Origin of the sequence: Pseudobacillus sp. FSL P4-0506, from assembly GCF_038003025.1 — a bacterium.
GTDB lineage: Bacteria > Bacillota > Bacilli > Bacillales > Domibacillaceae > Pseudobacillus.
Genome location: NZ_JBBOOI010000001.1, coordinates 1,567,796 through 1,584,310 on the forward strand (window position 1 = coordinate 1,567,796; position 16,515 = coordinate 1,584,310).

At 42.7% G+C, this 16,515-nt stretch carries 16 protein-coding genes; 13 read left to right on the top strand and 3 right to left on the bottom strand.

The genetic code is table 11. The features are described 5' to 3' along the window. The first annotated feature begins 65 nt into the window (after positions 1-65). The 13 genes from MKZ02_RS07720 to motS all read left to right on the top strand — a co-directional run bounded on the left by MKZ02_RS07720 (position 66) and on the right by motS (position 13,794). Positions 66-1,139 carry a M42 family metallopeptidase gene (locus MKZ02_RS07720; RefSeq protein WP_120033880.1) on the top strand — a complete coding sequence of 358 codons (1,074 nt, stop codon included), beginning with the start codon at positions 66-68 and terminating at the stop codon, positions 1,137-1,139. Between the two features lie 96 nt (positions 1,140-1,235). Continuing rightward, positions 1,236-1,754: a DUF84 family protein gene (locus tag MKZ02_RS07725; protein ID WP_340852831.1), complete on the top strand. Its 519-nt coding sequence runs from the start codon at positions 1,236-1,238 to the stop codon at positions 1,752-1,754. Between the two features lie 197 nt (positions 1,755-1,951). Further along, the gene (locus MKZ02_RS07730) at positions 1,952-2,263 is read left to right on the top strand and encodes a thioredoxin family protein (protein ID WP_340852833.1); all 312 of its coding nucleotides are present in this window, start codon (positions 1,952-1,954) and stop codon (positions 2,261-2,263) included. A gap of 86 nt (positions 2,264-2,349) precedes the next feature. Then, on the top strand, positions 2,350-3,159 hold the full coding sequence (locus MKZ02_RS07735) for a DUF1444 domain-containing protein (protein ID WP_120033876.1): 810 nt from the start codon (positions 2,350-2,352) through the stop codon (positions 3,157-3,159). A 149-nt stretch (positions 3,160-3,308) separates the two neighbouring features. Beyond that, positions 3,309-6,422: a DNA translocase FtsK gene (locus MKZ02_RS07740; protein WP_340852836.1), complete on the top strand. Its 3,114-nt coding sequence runs from the start codon at positions 3,309-3,311 to the stop codon at positions 6,420-6,422. Between the two features lie 207 nt (positions 6,423-6,629). Continuing rightward, entirely contained in the window at positions 6,630-7,934 is a 1,305-nt protein-coding gene (gene murC / locus MKZ02_RS07745; protein ID WP_340852837.1) for a UDP-N-acetylmuramate--L-alanine ligase, read from the top strand. A 217-nt stretch (positions 7,935-8,151) separates the two neighbouring features. Beyond that, on the top strand, positions 8,152-8,643 hold the full coding sequence (locus tag MKZ02_RS07750; protein ID WP_340852838.1) for a DUF948 domain-containing protein: 492 nt from the start codon (positions 8,152-8,154) through the stop codon (positions 8,641-8,643). A gap of 18 nt (positions 8,644-8,661) precedes the next feature. Next, positions 8,662-9,396, top strand: a complete 735-nt coding sequence (locus MKZ02_RS07755; protein ID WP_340852839.1) for a YtxH domain-containing protein — start codon at positions 8,662-8,664, stop codon at positions 9,394-9,396. A gap of 73 nt (positions 9,397-9,469) precedes the next feature. Beyond that, the gene (ytxJ, locus tag MKZ02_RS07760; RefSeq protein ID WP_120033866.1) at positions 9,470-9,796 is read left to right on the top strand and encodes a bacillithiol system redox-active protein YtxJ; all 327 of its coding nucleotides are present in this window, start codon (positions 9,470-9,472) and stop codon (positions 9,794-9,796) included. Positions 9,797-10,065: 269 nt separating this feature from the next. Next, positions 10,066-11,142, top strand: a complete 1,077-nt coding sequence (locus MKZ02_RS07765) for a bifunctional 3-deoxy-7-phosphoheptulonate synthase/chorismate mutase (RefSeq protein WP_120033864.1) — start codon at positions 10,066-10,068, stop codon at positions 11,140-11,142. 72 nt (positions 11,143-11,214) lie between these two features. Then, positions 11,215-12,210, top strand: coding sequence for a catabolite control protein A (ccpA, locus tag MKZ02_RS07770; RefSeq protein WP_120037862.1), 996 nt, complete (start codon positions 11,215-11,217; stop codon positions 12,208-12,210). Positions 12,211-12,268: 58 nt separating this feature from the next. Further along, on the top strand, positions 12,269-13,078 hold the full coding sequence (gene motP, locus MKZ02_RS07775; RefSeq protein WP_340852842.1) for a flagellar motor protein MotP: 810 nt from the start codon (positions 12,269-12,271) through the stop codon (positions 13,076-13,078). Further along, a complete protein-coding gene (gene motS / locus MKZ02_RS07780; RefSeq protein ID WP_120033862.1) occupies positions 13,075-13,794 on the top strand; it encodes a flagellar motor protein MotS in 720 nt (239 codons plus the stop codon). The genes motP and motS overlap by 4 nt, the downstream gene beginning before the upstream one ends. Before the next feature lie 113 nt (positions 13,795-13,907). Here motS and MKZ02_RS07785 read toward each other — a convergent pair whose 3' ends face one another. Genes MKZ02_RS07785 through MKZ02_RS07795 form a run of 3 tightly spaced genes read right to left on the bottom strand, consistent with a single transcriptional unit; the run spans position 13,908 to position 16,362 of the window. After that, complete coding sequence (locus tag MKZ02_RS07785) at positions 13,908-15,068, bottom strand: acetoin utilization protein AcuC (RefSeq protein WP_340852844.1); 1,161 nt, start codon at positions 15,066-15,068, stop codon at positions 13,908-13,910. Then, entirely contained in the window at positions 15,065-15,712 is a 648-nt protein-coding gene (locus tag MKZ02_RS07790; RefSeq protein ID WP_120033858.1) for an acetoin utilization AcuB family protein, read from the bottom strand. The genes MKZ02_RS07785 and MKZ02_RS07790 overlap by 4 nt, the downstream gene beginning before the upstream one ends. 17 nt (positions 15,713-15,729) lie before the next feature. Further along, positions 15,730-16,362, bottom strand: coding sequence for a GNAT family N-acetyltransferase (locus MKZ02_RS07795; RefSeq protein WP_120033856.1), 633 nt, complete (start codon positions 16,360-16,362; stop codon positions 15,730-15,732). Positions 16,363-16,515: the final 153 nt, after the last annotated feature.

Genomic DNA, 16,515 nt, shown 5'->3' on the forward strand with positions numbered 1-16,515 from the left:
ACTGGAAGTTTAGTCCATCTTTCTGTAGAATGAAGGCAATTCAGACTTTAAAAGGAGAGTAGAGCATGAATAAAGAAACAATGGAACTCTTTAAGACGTTAACGGAACTCCCGGGGGCTCCTGGAAACGAGCATGATGTGCGCCGATTCATGCGTACGCAGTTGGAAATGTATGCCGATGAGATTGTGCAAGATGGCCTTGGAAGTATTTTTGGGGTGAAAAAGGGAGCAAGCAATGACCCCATCGTTATGGTTGCCGGTCATATGGATGAAGTGGGCTTTATGGTAACGCAAATTACAGATAATGGCATGATCCGGTTTCAGCCGCTTGGCGGCTGGTGGGGGCAGGTGCTGCTCGCCCAGCGTGTGCAAATTATGACAAACAACGGTCCCGTTATCGGTATTATTGGCTCAGTACCTCCTCATTTACTTAATGAGGAGCAGCGCAAGAGACCGATGGAAATAAAAAATATGCTTATTGATATTGGGGCGGACGATAAAGAGGATGCAAAGAAGATCGGTATCAAACCAGGCCAGTCCATTTTGCCAGTTTCCTCTTTTACTCCAATGGCTAATGAGAAAAAAATTCTTGCTAAGGCCTGGGATAATCGCTATGGATGCGGACTTGCCATTGAGCTGTTAAAAGAGCTTCAAGATGAAACAGTACCGAATCATCTTTACTCTGGTGCGACTGTACAAGAGGAAGTCGGTCTGCGTGGTGCCCAGACAGCCGCTGAGATGATTAATCCGGACATCTTCTATGCACTAGACGCAAGTCCGGCAAATGATGCATCCGGTGACAAAAAGGAATTTGGCCAGTTAGGAAAAGGTGCTCTCCTCCGTATTTTCGATCGGACAATGGTTACTCACCGAGGGATGAGAGAGTTTATTCTTGATACAGCTGAGAGTCATAATATTCCTTATCAATATTTTATCTCGCAAGGGGGCACAGATGCTGGCCGTGTTCATACGTCCAATAAGGGAGTGCCGAGTGCGGTTATCGGCATCTGTTCGCGCTATATCCATACACATGCTTCCATTATCCATGTGGATGATTACGCAGCAGCGAAGGAATTGCTCATTCGCCTCGTGAAAGCAAGCGACAGAGCAACGGTCGATTCTTTGAAGGCAGGAAGCTGATAAACAGCCAGGCGCTTGTTACAAAAGGCGCCTGTTTTTGTTTTGACAAAGCCATATGAAAGGGTCAAGAATTTAACAGAGAAAGAAGGAAATAAAATGAAAATAGCAATTGGCTCATCCAATCAAGCGAAGAAGCTGGCTGTAGAAAAGGCGGTAGAAGCAGCTAACTTAGAAGCAGACGTTGTTACTTTGTCTGTTCCTTCCGGGGTTAGGGAACAGCCGTTTTCTGATGAAGAAACGAGACAAGGCGCAGTTAATCGGGCGATGGCTGTTCTTAAGGAAACGAAAGCTCATATGGGTATTGGTCTTGAAGGAGGGGTCATGGAAACCGCAGAGGGGCTGTTTTTATGTAATTGGGGAGCTCTTGCTGTTAAGGAGCATCCAATTATTACAGCCGGTGGAGCGAGAATCTTGCTGCCTGAAGAGGTAGCGGAGTCACTTCGTGGTGGTGAAGAGCTTGGCCCAGTAATGGATCAATTTACGGCTCGTGAAGAGATTCGCCAGCACGAAGGAGCTATTGGTGTTTTTACGAATGGTCTGGTAACGAGGGATGAAATGTTCTTTCACGTAGCAAAATTATTGTTAGGGCAATTTTTGCTAAATAATAAAAAATGAGTGTAGGTTTATTCTTTATGTATCAGTGACTATAGGGCATCCGCTCTAACTGTAGCTAGTTCCGATGTGATGAGCGCATGCAAGTCTTTCTGCTTCATTTTGCCGGACATCTTGTGATAAGCTTACTCATATTAAAAGATGTGACGAAAGACTGGTTTAAGCCAGCTAGATGATTATCTCGACAGGAGGAAATAAGGGTGAAGAAATTAGCATCAATGGAAGAATTTCAACAGTTGAAGGAATCAGGAAAGCGTATTTTTTTATTTTCAGCTGATTGGTGTCCGGATTGCCGGGTAATTGAACCTGTGCTGCCGGAAATCGAAGCAAAATACAGCGAATATCAATTTGTATATGTAGATCGTGATGATTTTCTTGATTTATGTATCAATATGGACATTTTTGGAATACCGAGCTTCGTTGCTTTTGATAGCGGCAAAGAGCTTGGCCGTTTCGTAAGCAAGGACCGAAAAACGAAGGAAGAAATTGAACAGTTTATCGAAGGATTATAAAGAGCAAACGTCTGGTTTATCGGCCAACGCCAATTTTTTTTGGCAGCCGGGCAGCCAGACGTCTTTATTGAGAAAGGGGAGAGAGTGTGGACTCAAAAAAATTAAGGCGCATTCTTGAAGAACGTCTGCAAAAGGAAAACCGTTCGTTTACATTTGATCGCGAAAAAGATGAGCTGCGAATCGAGAACAAAGAATCAGGAAAAGGAATTACCGTTTCTCTGCCAGGAATTGTAGCCAAATGGCATGAGAAAAAGGAGCAAGCCATCGATGAAGTGGTATATTACGCAGAGGAAGCATTGGCAGTTATGGGAACGGAGCATTCTTTGTCTGATCAGGAAAAAAATATTTTTCCTGTTATCCGCTCTACTTCTTTTCCGAAGGAAGCAACAGAAGGCAACCCGTTTTTTATTGATGAACATACGGCAGAAACAAATATTTATTATGCCCTAGACCTGGGAAAGACTTATCGTTTGATCGACGAACAGCTCATGAAAAAAGAAGGCTGGACGAAAGAACGCATTCGTGAGATGGCACGCTTTAATTTACGATCTTTGCGAACGGACACCAAACAAGATAAGGTCGCCGGCAATATATTTTATTTTCTAAATACAAATGACGGCTATGATGCCAGCCGAATTTTGAATGATAAGTTTTTGAAAGATATGGCTGAAAAGGCACAAGGAGAAATGACAGTATCTGTTCCTCATGGGGATGTACTTATTATAGGAGACATTCGCAATGAAACGGGTTACGATGTACTTGCTCAGATGACCATGAGCTTTTTTACAGGGGGGCATGTACCAATCACTGCACTTTCTTTTATTTATGAAGAGGGAAAATTGGAGCCGATTTTCATTATGGCCAAAAACCGGACAGTTGAAAAAAAAGATAAATAAAGCCCCAAAAAGCTTGGAAGCATCTACCTGTTTCCAAGCTTTTTTGGGCTTTTCGGTGCAAAAGTCTCAAATGTTGTTATTTGCTATCGTCATAGCGGTAAAAGCTGTTAAAATAAGAAGTGATTTTCTAAAAAGAAAAGGTGATTTTAATGAGTTTTTTCAAAAGAATAATGGGATTATTTCGTGAAGAAATAGATGAAGAATTTGAACAGCCGGTCGAGCTGCCTAAATATGAGGAGACGCCTTCACAACGAGCCGATGAGCTGCCGGTCCCTCCTGTTTTTCATGAACGTCCTCAAGAAACACAAGAGATGAAAACCAAAATAGCTTACCGCTATCCTTCCAGAGAGTTGTATCCTTCCAGAAAGGAGAAGGTACAACAGCGGCCGCGACGAGAGAGGCGATTGCAATTAGAAAAACAGAATTTCTCAGATAATAGGCGGGAGCAGGAATATACTTATCATCAAGAAGAGCCCGCTCCTTCCAAGCAGCCTGTCAAGGCATCTACGACGTACCGTCCGTCTCCCGGTCCTTTCAAACCAACAGAAATCCCTTCTCCCGTATATGGGTTTCATAAACGGCCTGTAAGTAAAAATGAAACAGTGACAAAGCGGGAGGAAAGAGAAGAATTGCCAGCTGCGATTGACGAGGAACAGGTGGATGTACAACAGGTCGTGATTGATAAGAAAGAAGAGACAGCATTCAAGCCGACTGATTCTGTTCAAGCAGAAGAGCCCTCGTCGAAATTACCGAAAGAAGAACCCGGGCTTTTATTTAAACGCGAAGAAATGAAAAAAGATATTGATAGAAAGCCAGAGAGAAAAGAAGAATTGCCAGCTGCGATTGATGAGGAACGGGTGGATGTACAACAAGTAGTAGTTGATAAGAAGGAAGAAGTAGCATTCAAGCCGACTGATTCCGATCAAGCAGAAGAGCCCTCACCGAAATTACCGAAAGAAGAACCCGGGCTTTTATTTAAACGCGAAGAAATGAAAAAAGATATTGATAGAAAGCCAGAGGGAAAAGAAGAATTGCCAGCTGCAATTGATGAGGAACGGGTGGATGTACAACAAGTAGTAGTTGATAAGAAGGAAGAAGTAGCATTCAAGCCGACTGATTCTGTTCAAACAGAAGAGCCCTCACCGAAATTACCGAAAGAAGAACCCGGGCTTTTATTTAAACGCGAAGAAATGAAAAAAGATATTGATAGAAAGCCAGAGAGAAAAGAAGAATTGCCAGCCGCGATTGACGAGGAACGGGTGGATGTACAACAGGTCGTGATTGATAAGAAAGAAGAGATAGCATTCAAGCCGACTGATTCCGTTCAAACAGAAGAGCCCTCACCGAAATTACCGAAAGAAGAACCACTGCTCTTATTTAAGCCCGAGGAAAAGAAAAAAGCATTTGATATAGAAGCGGTATCCTCCTTCGCCGTGAAAGAGGAAGTCACTGTCATGTCAGTAGAGCCTCCGTATGAAGAAGAAGCTTCTGTTTTATTAAGGGAAGAGTCTGATCTCGAGTTGGTCATGGAGGAAAAGCCAGCCCCTCCGGAAAATCCGGATGGAAAGCTGCCAGCGGAAAAAAACTTTTCCCGAGCGGAAGAAAGAAGCCGCAAAAGAAGGCAAACACCGTTCAATGTTATTATGTCAAAGCAGGATCGTGAATTATGGAAAAAACGCGTAGAAGAGCCACAGGTGTTGGTTGAGAAACCCGTAGAAGAGCCAGCTGATGACTTTGATAACTCTGTTCAGCCTTATGAAAAGGAACCAGAAGGCACCCTGCTGCCGTCTGTCGCTGTGGAGGAAAGTGTAGAAGGGGCTATGGACAATGAGGAACCTGATTATTACGTCTTTCCTTATGAAACGTATTTATCCCCGCCTATTATAAAAGAAGTAAGCGGAGATTTCGTAGAGAGTCAAAGTGAAGTTCTAAATGAAACATTTAAAAACTTCAATGTAAAAGCTTCAGTAGTCAACGTGACTGTCGGTCCTTCTGTTACGAGGTTTGAAGTCGAGCCGGAGCGGGGCGTAAAGGTAAGTAAAATTACCAATTTAACAGATGATATTAAACGGAGCCTTGCTGCACGTAACATCCGAATTGAGGCACCTATTCCGGGGACACAGGTAATTGGAATTGAAGTGCCGAATAAGGAAAGTCGTCCAGTTCAAATTAGCGAAATTATTTCCAGTCCGGCGTTTAAAGAGAGTTCTTCTCCACTCACTTCAGCTCTTGGTCTTGATATTTCCGGGGAACCGGTCGTGTTGGACTTGAAAAAAATGCCCCACGGTTTAATTGCCGGAGCGACGGGATCGGGGAAAAGTGTCTGTATCAACTCGATTCTTGTCAGCCTTTTATACAAAGCAGCTCCGCACGAACTTAAGTTAATGCTTATTGATCCAAAGATGGTAGAATTGGCCCCTTATAATGGCATTCCTCACTTAGTGAGCCCTGTCATTACCGATGTAAAAGCAGCTACGGCTGCTTTGAAGTGGGCAGTGGAGGAAATGGAACGGCGGTATGAATTGTTTGTTCATTCGGGTGTCCGTGACATTACCAAATATAATGAGAAAGCAGCAGAGCATGGCAGGAAAAGTGAACATTTGCCGTATATCGTTATTATTATTGACGAGTTAGCTGATTTGATGATGATGTCACCAGCAGATGTAGAGGAAGCCATTTGCCGGATTGCTCAGAAAGCCCGGGCGTGCGGCATTCATTTAATTGTAGCGACGCAGCGTCCTTCCGTTGATGTTATTACCGGATTGATCAAAGCGAATATTCCAACAAGGATTGCTTTTTCTGTGTCCTCTCAAGTAGATTCGCGTACAATTATCGACGCAGGCGGTGCAGAAAAACTGCTTGGCCGCGGTGATATGCTTTTCTTAAATAATGGGGCATCGGAGACGGTTCGCTTACAGGGAACGTTTGTATCCGACGATGAAATTGATACGATTGTGGCGCACGTACAAAAGGAACAGGAACCCAATTATTTGTTTGAGCAAGAAGAGCTTTTGCAGAAAGCGGCCATTTCAGAAACAGAGGATGAACTTTTTCCGGAAGCATGCGAGTTTGTTGTTCAACAAGGAGGAGCTTCAACTTCGCTTCTGCAAAGACATTTCAAAATTGGCTATAATCGGGCTGCTCGGTTGATTGAGATGATGGAAACCCAAGGGTTTGTTTCCGGGCAGCGGGCCGGAAGACCACGGGAAGTTCTTTTAACAGAAGAAGAGTTGCAGGCTCTTCATGAGTCGAACGCCAACTGATTTTTTCCTTGAAAGGTAATTTGTGGAGGGTCGCTATCAAGGCGTCCTCCTTTTTTAATTAGAGAACAAAACGCTGCATAGTCATCCGCCCAAAAAAGTGTTATAATGTTTCAATGTAAAATGCTAACTGTCCGTCGTCTATAAAAGGGCAAAATGGCTTAAAATACATATAATGCTTACGGATAGACGAATGCTGGAGGTTCTATTATGACAACATACCACTTTGTTGGAATTAAAGGCTCGGGAATGAGCGCCCTTGCACAAGTACTTCACGACCGAGGTGAAACCGTGCAAGGTTCTGATGTTGATAAATCCTTTTTTACTCAAAAAGCACTGGAGGATGCAGGCATTCCCATCCTGTCCTTTCGGGCTGATAATATTCAGCCTGGCATGACTGTGATTGCAGGAAATGCATTTCCTGATGAACATGAGGAAATTCAACGGGCGAATGAATTGCAAATACCTGTTATTCGTTATCATCGCTTTCTCGGAGATTTTATGCAAAGCTTTACGAGTATAGCGGTAACGGGTGCCCATGGAAAAACATCGACAACCGGTTTACTTGCCCATGTGATTAGCGGGGCAAAGCCGACTTCTTTTCTTATTGGAGATGGCACAGGGAAAGGGGAGAAGGATGCGGAATACTTCGCGTTTGAGGCGTGTGAATATCGACGCCATTTCTTGTCTTATGATCCTGATTATGCCATTATGACGAACATTGATTTCGATCATCCAGATTACTTTGCTGATGTGGAAGATGTTTTTTCTGCCTTTCAAGAAATGGCCTTAAAAGTGAAAAAAGGAATTTTTGCATGTGGGGATGATGAATACCTGCAAGGCATCCATGCAAAAGTACCGGTTGTTTTTTACGGTTTTGCAGAAGAAAATGATTTTCAGGCGCGCAATGTTCAACATGATTCAAGCGGAACGACATTTGATGTTTTTGTGCGTCACACGTTTTACGCTTCATTTAAAATTCCAACATTCGGGGATCATAATATCTTAAATGCGCTTGCTGTTATTGCGCTTTGTCATTATGAGGCCATCGATACGGAGATTGTAAAAGAAAGACTGCTCACATTCGAAGGTGTGAAGCGGCGTTTTTCTGAGAAAGTCATTGGGACACAAGTGCTAATTGATGACTATGCACATCACCCGACGGAGATAAAGGCAACTATTAATGCTGCACGTCAGAAATATCAGGATAGAGAAATTGTCGTGATTTTTCAACCGCATACTTTCTCAAGAACACAAACCTTTCTCGATGACTTTGCGGAAAGTCTCAGCGGAGCCGATGGAGTATATTTGTGTGATATTTTCGGATCTGCCCGTGAACATCATGGCCAGTTGACGATCGAAGATCTGCAAGAAAGAATTCCGGGCTCCGTTTTGATGAAGGAAGGAGATACTTCTTCTTTATTCAAACATAAGGATAGTGTGCTAATTTTTATGGGAGCCGGAGATATTCAGAAGTTTCAGTCTGCGTATGAAAATTACTTGAATGAACAATAATGAGAAGGTGGCAGCTGTCATTTTCTCTTCGGCTGCCGGGGGAATCCTCCGGCAGTTTTCTTTTCAGGCAGCTGTGGCTAAACAGTGAACATTTCATGCTTTTTTAATAAATAAGAAGGGAAAATAAGCATTTAGGAGAAATTATCAGTGTTTAACCTTTTATTTGTGGGGTAACTTTAGTGTATAGTATATAAGAAATTGCAGGAGGTGTTGCGGAATGGAAATTATTTTGTATTTGAGTGCTGCAGTGGCAGCGATTGCTTTTTTAATCCTTGTTTTGAGTTTAACCAAAACATTAAAATCGGTTGACAAAACATTGGACAGTCTTTCCCGAACAGTAGATAGGTTGGAAGGACAAATGCAGGGGATTACAGCCGAAACAACAGAACTACTACATAAGACTAATGCCCTTGCTGAAGACGTTCAGCATAAGACAGAACAGCTGAATACAGTAGTATACGCTGTTAAAGATGTAGGTTCGACTGTGCAAAACCTGAACCAGTCTATCAATAAAGTCACTACAACGGTTGCCTCACAAATGGAGAAAAACCAATATAAGATTTCTCAAGCAGTACAGTGGGGAAATATTGTCAAACAACTCGTTGAAAAGTTTAAAGACGGAAAAGAAGAGCGACCGCGCAAGGTGAATGCTGGAGAGCTATCTACGTCAGACTCTGCTTCATCTGTAACTCGTCAGCCTAATTATTAAAGAAAAGGAGAGATTTATATGGGACAAATGAAAAAGCCGAACGTAAAGTATGATAATTATGAGGCAGGAAACAGCTACGATGATGGTACAATGAATACAAAAGATTTTTTAATTGGTGCATTAGTCGGCGGGCTAGTTGGTGCTGCTACTGCTTTATTTATGGCTCCGAAATCCGGAAAAGAACTGCGTGAAGACTTTAACTCACAAGCAGGAACATTGAAGGAACGGGCTAGCGGCTGGACGGAAATGGCAAAAGAAAAAGGAACGAACCTTGCTACTGCTGCTAAAGATAAAACGTCTACATTGTCTCAATCTGTCCAAGAACAATCCGGTGTATTAATGGATAAAGTAAAAACCATCATGCCAACAGGCAATGGTTCCGATTCAGGCAACGGCAGTACAGGTGACATGATGGATAAAGCGAAAGAAACGGCGAGCTCTGTCAAAGAATCTGTCTCCCAAAAGTTGGAGGAAACGAAAAAGGCGTTTGATCAAACAGAGAAAAGTCTAAGTGGAACCAATGGATCATCTTCTAAATCTCAATCTAACTCAGCAAACGCATCTAACAGCTCTTCAGAACCGGAGAAGTCTTCTCCATCTGTTTATGCGAATCCAACCGATGTAGGAGTGGATGAGAAAGCACAGGGGGGCGGTCATAATGCGCCTAATAACCCTGTTAAAAACAACAATAATTTTTCAAATAAGGGTAACTCGAACAGCGGCAAGCAAAACAATAAGAAAAATAACAAATAAAACAGCGGCTTGCCCGCTGTTTTTCTTTTGGATAACGAAATCTATACATTTTTAAAATAGAAGGGTGACAATTGTGAAAAAAATTGAGTTGATTGCTGATTTTGAAAAGTTGATTGAGGAAAATGAACGTTTCTTTTTCTTTAAGCACAGTACCACCTGTCCGGTGAGTGCAGGTGCCTTCAATGAGTACCAAGCTTTTTTAAATGAACACCCTGAAGAAAAAGGGTACTATTTGGCTGTTCAAGATTCAAGAGAGCTATCTAACTACATAGCGGGAGAATATGATGTTGTTCATCAATCTCCGCAAGCGTTCTTATTTGAAAATGGGCAGCCTTCCTGGCATGAGTCTCATTGGAAAATCACACATGCACAGTTAGAAGAAGTAAGCTCTAAAAAGTGAAAGAAAGATAGAATGGTTAAAAAGGTATGAAAATACTTTTTTAGCTATTTTATTCGCTTTTTTACTTTAACGCTTAAAAGCGTCTAATAATTAAAGAAAATTATTCGTGACATTTCAGAATGTTTGTTTTATAATAATCCCTAACATTAAAAACATTATCTCAATTGCTTATGCTCTTTCAGCCGGCGAAAGAAAAGCATTTGGAAAAGTGCAACAGCGGATTACGAAAAGAATGCAGATAAATATATTAAAGCGGAAGGATGATAATTGTGAGTAACCAGGAACTAGATCAGTTGAGACAACGTGTTGACGAGATAAATGTGGAGCTCCTGAACCTTATTAGCGAGCGAGCTACACTTGTTCAGGAAATCGGGCGAGTGAAAGAAAAGCAGGGCGTTAACCGTTATGATCCTGTCCGCGAAAGAGCGATGCTGAATAAGATTATTGAAAGTAATAGTGGACCATTTGAAACTTCAACGATTGAACATTTGTTCAAAGAAATTTTTAAAGCAGGATTGGAATTGCAGCAAGATGACCACCGCAAAGCGCTTCTTGTTTCCCGTAAGAAGAAGCCGGAAGACACAATTGTAGAGATTCGTGGAGAACAAGTAGGCAACGGCTCTCCTACATTTGTATTCGGTCCGTGTGCTGTAGAATCTTATGAACAAGTGGCAGAAGTGGCGCAGGCTATTAAGGATAAAGGATTGAAGCTCATTCGTGGTGGAGCATTCAAACCTCGTACTTCTCCTTATGACTTCCAAGGACTAGGCTTGGAAGGTTTGAAAATTTTAAAAAGAGTAGCGGATGAATACGATCTCGGAGTTGTCAGTGAGATTGTTAACCCAGCCGACATTGAAGTAGCTTGCGATTACATTGATGTCATTCAAATCGGTGCCCGCAATATGCAAAACTTTGAGTTGTTAAAAGCTGCTGGTAGTGTGAAAAAACCGGTATTGCTAAAACGCGGCCTTGCCGCTACAATTGAAGAATTTATTAATGCCGCTGAATACATCATTTCCCGTGGGAATGACCAGATTATACTTTGTGAACGAGGCATTCGGACATATGAGCGTGCTACACGCAATACCCTTGATATCTCAGCTGTACCGATCTTGAAACAGGAAACACATTTGCCTGTCTTCGTAGATGTTACTCATTCGACAGGACGTCGTGATTTATTAATTCCAACAGCAAAAGCAGCCCTTGCTATCGGAGCAGATGGAGTAATGGCCGAAGTGCATCCAGATCCGGCGGTAGCCCTTTCTGACTCTGCACAGCAAATGAATTTGCAACAATTTGATGAATTTTATCGTGAAGTTCTTCAAACTATTCCTGTAAAAGCGTAACTCCTGTGTATTCACAGGAGTTTTTTTTGTTAAGATAGAGATAAAAGCTAATACGAAGGAGAAGATATGAAAATGAATATAACGATCTACGATGTAGCACGAGAAGCGAGTGTTTCTATGGCTACGGTTTCCCGCGTAGTAAACGGAAATCCAAATGTGAAGCCAGCTACACGAAAAAAAGTATTGGAAGTAATTGAACGGCTTGGCTATCGCCCGAATGCTGTAGCTCGCGGATTGGCCAGCAAGAAAACAACAACAGTGGGTGTTATTATCCCGGATATTTCAAATATTTTTTATGCAGAGCTTGCAAGAGGAATTGAAGATATTGCCACAATGTATAAATATAATATTATCTTAAGTAATTCCGACCAAAACAAAGATAAGGAAATTCATTTAATTCATACAATGCTTGGTAAGCAGGTGGACGGGCTTGTATTTATGGGCGGCCGGATCACAGAGGAGCATGTAGAGGAGTTTAAGCGTTCTCCGGTTCCAGTCGTGCTTGCAGGTTCTTTAGAACCGACAGGGGAAATTCCATCTGTCAATATTGATTACCAAGAAGCAGCTGTAGATGTCATTCATTCGTTAACAGAAAAAGGTCATAAACATATCGCATTCATCGATGGTCCATTGGATGACACAATCAGCCAATATGTAATGCGCGGATATAAAGAGGGACTTGCTGCTGCAGGTCTACCGGTGGCTGATGAGTTAGTTATCGATGGGGATTATACTTATGAGGCTGGGATAGAAGCGTGGCATCGATTAGAAACAGCTTCTGTGAAGCCGACGGCTGTCTTTGCAAATGGAGACGAAATGGCTCTAGGTATCATTCATGGTGCACAAGATAGCGGCGTGAAGATTCCTGAAGAACTGGAAGTCATTAGTTTTGAAAGCACCAAACTGGCTTTAATGGTTCGGCCGCAACTGACGTCCGTAGTGCAGCCGCTATATGATATTGGAGCAGTTGCTATGAGGCTATTGACAAAGTATATGAATAAAGAAGAAGTGGAAAGTCCGATTGTCGTGTTGCCGCATCGTATTGAAGAAAGAGGGTCAACAAAGTAAAATTTCCTCCGATAGTAGAGATAGAGACTGTTTCTGAGACAGAAGAGAGGGAGGAAAGATGAAAAAATTCGATGCATTGACACCGATTGGCATTGTTGCGGGTTTTGTCCTGCTGGCTTTCGCCGTTTTGACGAGCGGTGGCGCGGAGGGGTTTGCTTCATTTATCCACTTGCCGTCTATTCTAATTGTCTTTGGGGGGATCACGGCGGGCTTGCTAATCAACTTTCCATTTAGCGAGATCAAGCATATCTTTACGATCATAAGCCAGGCGTTTCGAGAAGAGGAAATGAATCTGGAAGCCCTCATTGAAAGATTCGTCGCATTATCTGAAAAAGCTAGGCGCGAGGGTTTGTTAACACTGGAAAAAGAGTTGGAACAGGAAAATGATAAGTTTCTTAAGAAAGGTATGCTGCTAGCGATTGATGGGATCGAACAGGATATGCTAGTGGATATTATGAGCGCTGAAATTACTGCTTTGGAGGAACGCCATAGAAAAAAGAGAAGCATCCTTGAAAAAGCAGGAGAATACGCACCAGCTTGGGGAATGATCGGAACGTTGGTCGGGCTTGTTCTCATGTTGAAAAATCTAGATGATCCCACTTCATTGGGGCCTAATATGGCAGTAGCTCTGTTAACCACATTCTATGGTTCCCTGCTTGCCAACCTTGTTTTCTTGCCGATGGCTGCAAAATTAGAGCTGAAAACAGAACAAGAGGTGTTTTTCCGGGAGATTGTTATTGAAGGCGTAGTAGGGGTTCAAACAGGGCAAAATCCAAAAATTCTTCGGGAAAAGCTGCTTGCTTTTTCATCTGACAGCAAAAGAAGTGTGACGGAGACGATCACTGCAAATGAGGCGGCGGAGTTATGATCAGCCGTCGCCGTCCTTCCCGCAAACCAGAGCAAAAAGGAGCACCAAAATGGATGGTGACGTTTTCTGATCTTGTTACGCTCGTTCTCGTATTCTTTATTTTGCTTTTTTCTATGTCGCAAATTGATATGATTAAGTTTAAAACAATCGCACAGTCATTTAATGCGCAGGGAATTTTCCAAACGAATGATTCCATTGTTCCTGGGGAATATCCTTCAGAAAAAATGAACAAGGAAGAAGCAGATCGGAATGAACAGTCACTTGATGAGCTTGCAAAGGAAGTTCAGAAGTACCTCAAGGAGAATGGGCTTGAAGACACGGCTGCAGCCATTAGAAATGAACGTGGTGTAGTGCTTGTTTTACAAGAACAGATCGTGTTTGGCACGGGAGATGCTGTTATTCTGCAAGAGGCTTATCCTTTTCTAGAAAAGACAGGGAAGCTGCTAAAAACCATTCCTAATCTTGTGAAAGTGGAAGGACATACGGATAATAGACCTATTAAAAATTCTATTTATCCATCTAACTGGGAGCTTTCCAGTGCGCGAGCAAGCAGTGTTATTCGCTTCTTTATAGATAACAGCGGTCTTGATCCTGAGCGGTTCATCGCCGTAGGTTACGGTGATACACGGCCGCTTGTGCCGAATATAAATGAAGGCAATATGCAAAAAAACCGTCGGGTGCAAATTGTGATTTCTGACCCGGCATACAAAGAATAAAAAAGCGGCCCGATGATGGGCCGCTTTTTTATTCTTTGGCTCCGTTAAAGATGAATGTTATTTTTTTCTACTCATCGCTTGCAGCGAAAATCAACAATCAAGCATAACAGAGCCTATTTTTTTAACTGACGAAGAGGATAGAGCATTTTTTCCAAGGTTAAACGGTTTTTCTCCTCGATCTCCGGTTTTCGGGGAATCGCTGGATATAAACCTGGAGGATCGTCCCACTGAGTGGGGAGCTGGACAGGTGATTTGGACTGCCATTTCTCAATCCATTCTCTAGGGAGTGCACCGGATACATTTGAATGGTTAGTCATGGCGAGCCAAATGTAAGCCCAGGCCCGTGGAACAACTCGCCAGATGTCGTATCCGCCACCGCCAACAGCAATCCAACGCCCATCACAATAACGGTGGGCGACCTGATGAGCAATCTCAGGAATTCGCCGATAAACATTCATCGTAGTAGATAGATGGGTAAGTGGATCATAAAAATGAGCATCTACCCCATTTTGCGTTAAGATGACATCAGGTTTAAAAAAGTCCGCAACTTCCCATATGGAGGTTTTATACGCCTCAAGCCATGAGTCGTCCTCAGTAAAAGCATCTAGAGGAAGATTAAAAGAAAAGCCATATCCCTTTCCTTGACCCCGTTCATTAATATTTCCAGTTCCAGGGAAAAGGTATCGGCCGGTTTCATGAATAGATAACGTGCATACATCAGGGTCGTCATAAAAAGACCATTGTACCCCATCGCCGTGGTGAGCATCTGTATCGATATATAAGACCCGTGCCTGATACTTTTCTTGTAAATATTTAATGGCTACTGAACTGTCATTGTAGATGCAGAAGCCTGACGCTTTCCCGCGAAAACCATGATGAAGGCCTCCCCCTAAGTGCAGGGCGTGTGCTGCTTTCTCTTGCATTACCCAATCAGCGGCTGTTAATGTGCCGCCGACAAGCAGGGCGCTTGCTTCATGCATGCCTTTAAACATTGGTGTATCCTCTGTACCTAGTCCATAGCCTTCTGCAATATCAAGGGGCAGCTCGCCATTGCCTGCTTGTTGGACAGCTTCAACGTAAGCAATATCATGGATAAGCTGCAATTCTTCCTTTGATGCTACACGAGGAGGAATTATATCACTTTCTTGAATTCTATTCATTTTTTTTAACAAATCGATAGTTAATGTGAGCCGGAATTGATTGAAAGGATGATTTTCGGAAAATTTGTAAGAAAGAAGCTGATCCGAATAGACGAATACTGCCTCTTTTTTCATGAAGACATGCCTGGCATATTTGGCCACAACACAGTATGCCCTTCCTGTTTTAAATCATCAATCACTCCGGTCGGGTTCATCATTCGCACGCGGAAAACAACAATTTTCGAATCTTCATCTTCCTTATCCGGATATACGAGAACACTGTGAATATTCGCCCGCCGTTTATTCAGGATGCTGACGACATCAAATAATTCACCGGGTCTATTCGGCAATTTGACCTCGATGCGCGAGCCAGGCTGATTGGCACCGGTCAATTCAACAAATGTATGAAGTACGTCTGTTTCGGTTACGATGCCAACGATGTTCCCTCCTTGGACAATAGGCATGCAGCCAATGCTATGCTCATAGAAGACAGCAGCGACATCTTCTACAAAATCAAGCGGATGTCCGGTAACGACATTTCGTTGCATAATTAGAGAGAGCGGCTTGTTCAGTTCTTCGTCGCTTAAATCTTTCTGTAAAATAGAAGGTGTGGAATCTTTGACATCACGATCTGCTACAATACCCACAAGTTCTCCTGTTTCATCTATAATCGGCACGTGGCGGATTTTTTTATCTCTGAACAACTGCAACGCCGTACCGATCTTGTCATTCGGTGACAGTGTATGTACTTCTTGCTGCATAATTTGCTCCACGATCATTTAGTCATCCCCCTTTGTTAATACATAAAGCGATTCATAAAGCGCACTTGATCAAACTTTTCAATCGATGTTTGGTCCACATGTTTGCCGATGCGCACCATTAGACAATTTGCCGGATGGGAACTGATCTCTGGATCATCGGTTGCATACCATACCAAGCCGCCGGCATTCATCATTTTCTCCATGATCTTTCTGTATTCCCATACGTTTAGACCGGTCCCCTTTAGATCCCAATGCCAATAGTATTCAGTAGTAATGATAATATAATGTTCCATCATTTCATCCAGCATGGAGAGCTTAATCATGCTTTTGCCAAGCTGAGTGCCACGGTAAGGAGGAGCAACCTCTACTGCTCCAAGCTCAATTAAATTATCAAGATTGGCTTCTGACCATCTTTCCAGAGGATCGGGGTAGAGATAGGTTACGTAGCCGATGATCACATGACCGCTGCGAGCAATAATAATGCGCCCTTCAGGAAGATCGGCAATTTCTACGAGCGCCTGATGCTGCTGTGCAGGCTGTCGAAAAGCGGTCAGCCCTTCATGAAATGTCATATTAGCTAGAGCTTCTGCAGAAACCGGGCCTTCGATAATAATAGTCCCTTTTGACGTTTCCACTTCTTGCGAATGATACTCTTTTTTATGCTCCATTAAGTCACCGCCTTCATCATTCCATACTTGTATTATACCTGAATTTCCCACTTATAAAGCGTTTTCACTAAATTTTCGCAATTCTTTGTTGGCTGCAATAGGTAAGTAGAGACATAGACTAAATGGTTGTTTCAAAATTGTGAAAAATGGGAA

Excerpts from the sequence above, each read along its gene's own strand:
- MKZ02_RS07790 (WP_120033858.1), bottom strand. The coding sequence starts at position 15,712 with ATGATCGTGGAGCAAATTATGCAGCAAGAAGTACATACACTGTCACCG.
- murC (WP_340852837.1), top strand. The coding sequence starts at position 6,630 with ATGACAACATACCACTTTGTTGGAATTAAAGGCTCGGGAATGAGCGCC.
- MKZ02_RS07750 (WP_340852838.1), top strand. The coding sequence starts at position 8,152 with ATGGAAATTATTTTGTATTTGAGTGCTGCAGTGGCAGCGATTGCTTTT.
- MKZ02_RS07755 (WP_340852839.1), top strand. The coding sequence starts at position 8,662 with ATGGGACAAATGAAAAAGCCGAACGTAAAGTATGATAATTATGAGGCA.
- motS (WP_120033862.1), top strand. The coding sequence starts at position 13,075 with ATGATCAGCCGTCGCCGTCCTTCCCGCAAACCAGAGCAAAAAGGAGCA.
- MKZ02_RS07720 (WP_120033880.1), top strand. The coding sequence starts at position 66 with ATGAATAAAGAAACAATGGAACTCTTTAAGACGTTAACGGAACTCCCG.
- MKZ02_RS07725 (WP_340852831.1), top strand. The coding sequence starts at position 1,236 with ATGAAAATAGCAATTGGCTCATCCAATCAAGCGAAGAAGCTGGCTGTA.
- motP (WP_340852842.1), top strand. The coding sequence starts at position 12,269 with ATGAAAAAATTCGATGCATTGACACCGATTGGCATTGTTGCGGGTTTT.
- MKZ02_RS07795 (WP_120033856.1), bottom strand. The coding sequence starts at position 16,362 with ATGGAGCATAAAAAAGAGTATCATTCGCAAGAAGTGGAAACGTCAAAA.
- MKZ02_RS07785 (WP_340852844.1), bottom strand. The coding sequence starts at position 15,068 with ATGAAAAAAGAGGCAGTATTCGTCTATTCGGATCAGCTTCTTTCTTAC.
- ccpA (WP_120037862.1), top strand. The coding sequence starts at position 11,215 with ATGAATATAACGATCTACGATGTAGCACGAGAAGCGAGTGTTTCTATG.
- MKZ02_RS07740 (WP_340852836.1), top strand. The coding sequence starts at position 3,309 with ATGAGTTTTTTCAAAAGAATAATGGGATTATTTCGTGAAGAAATAGAT.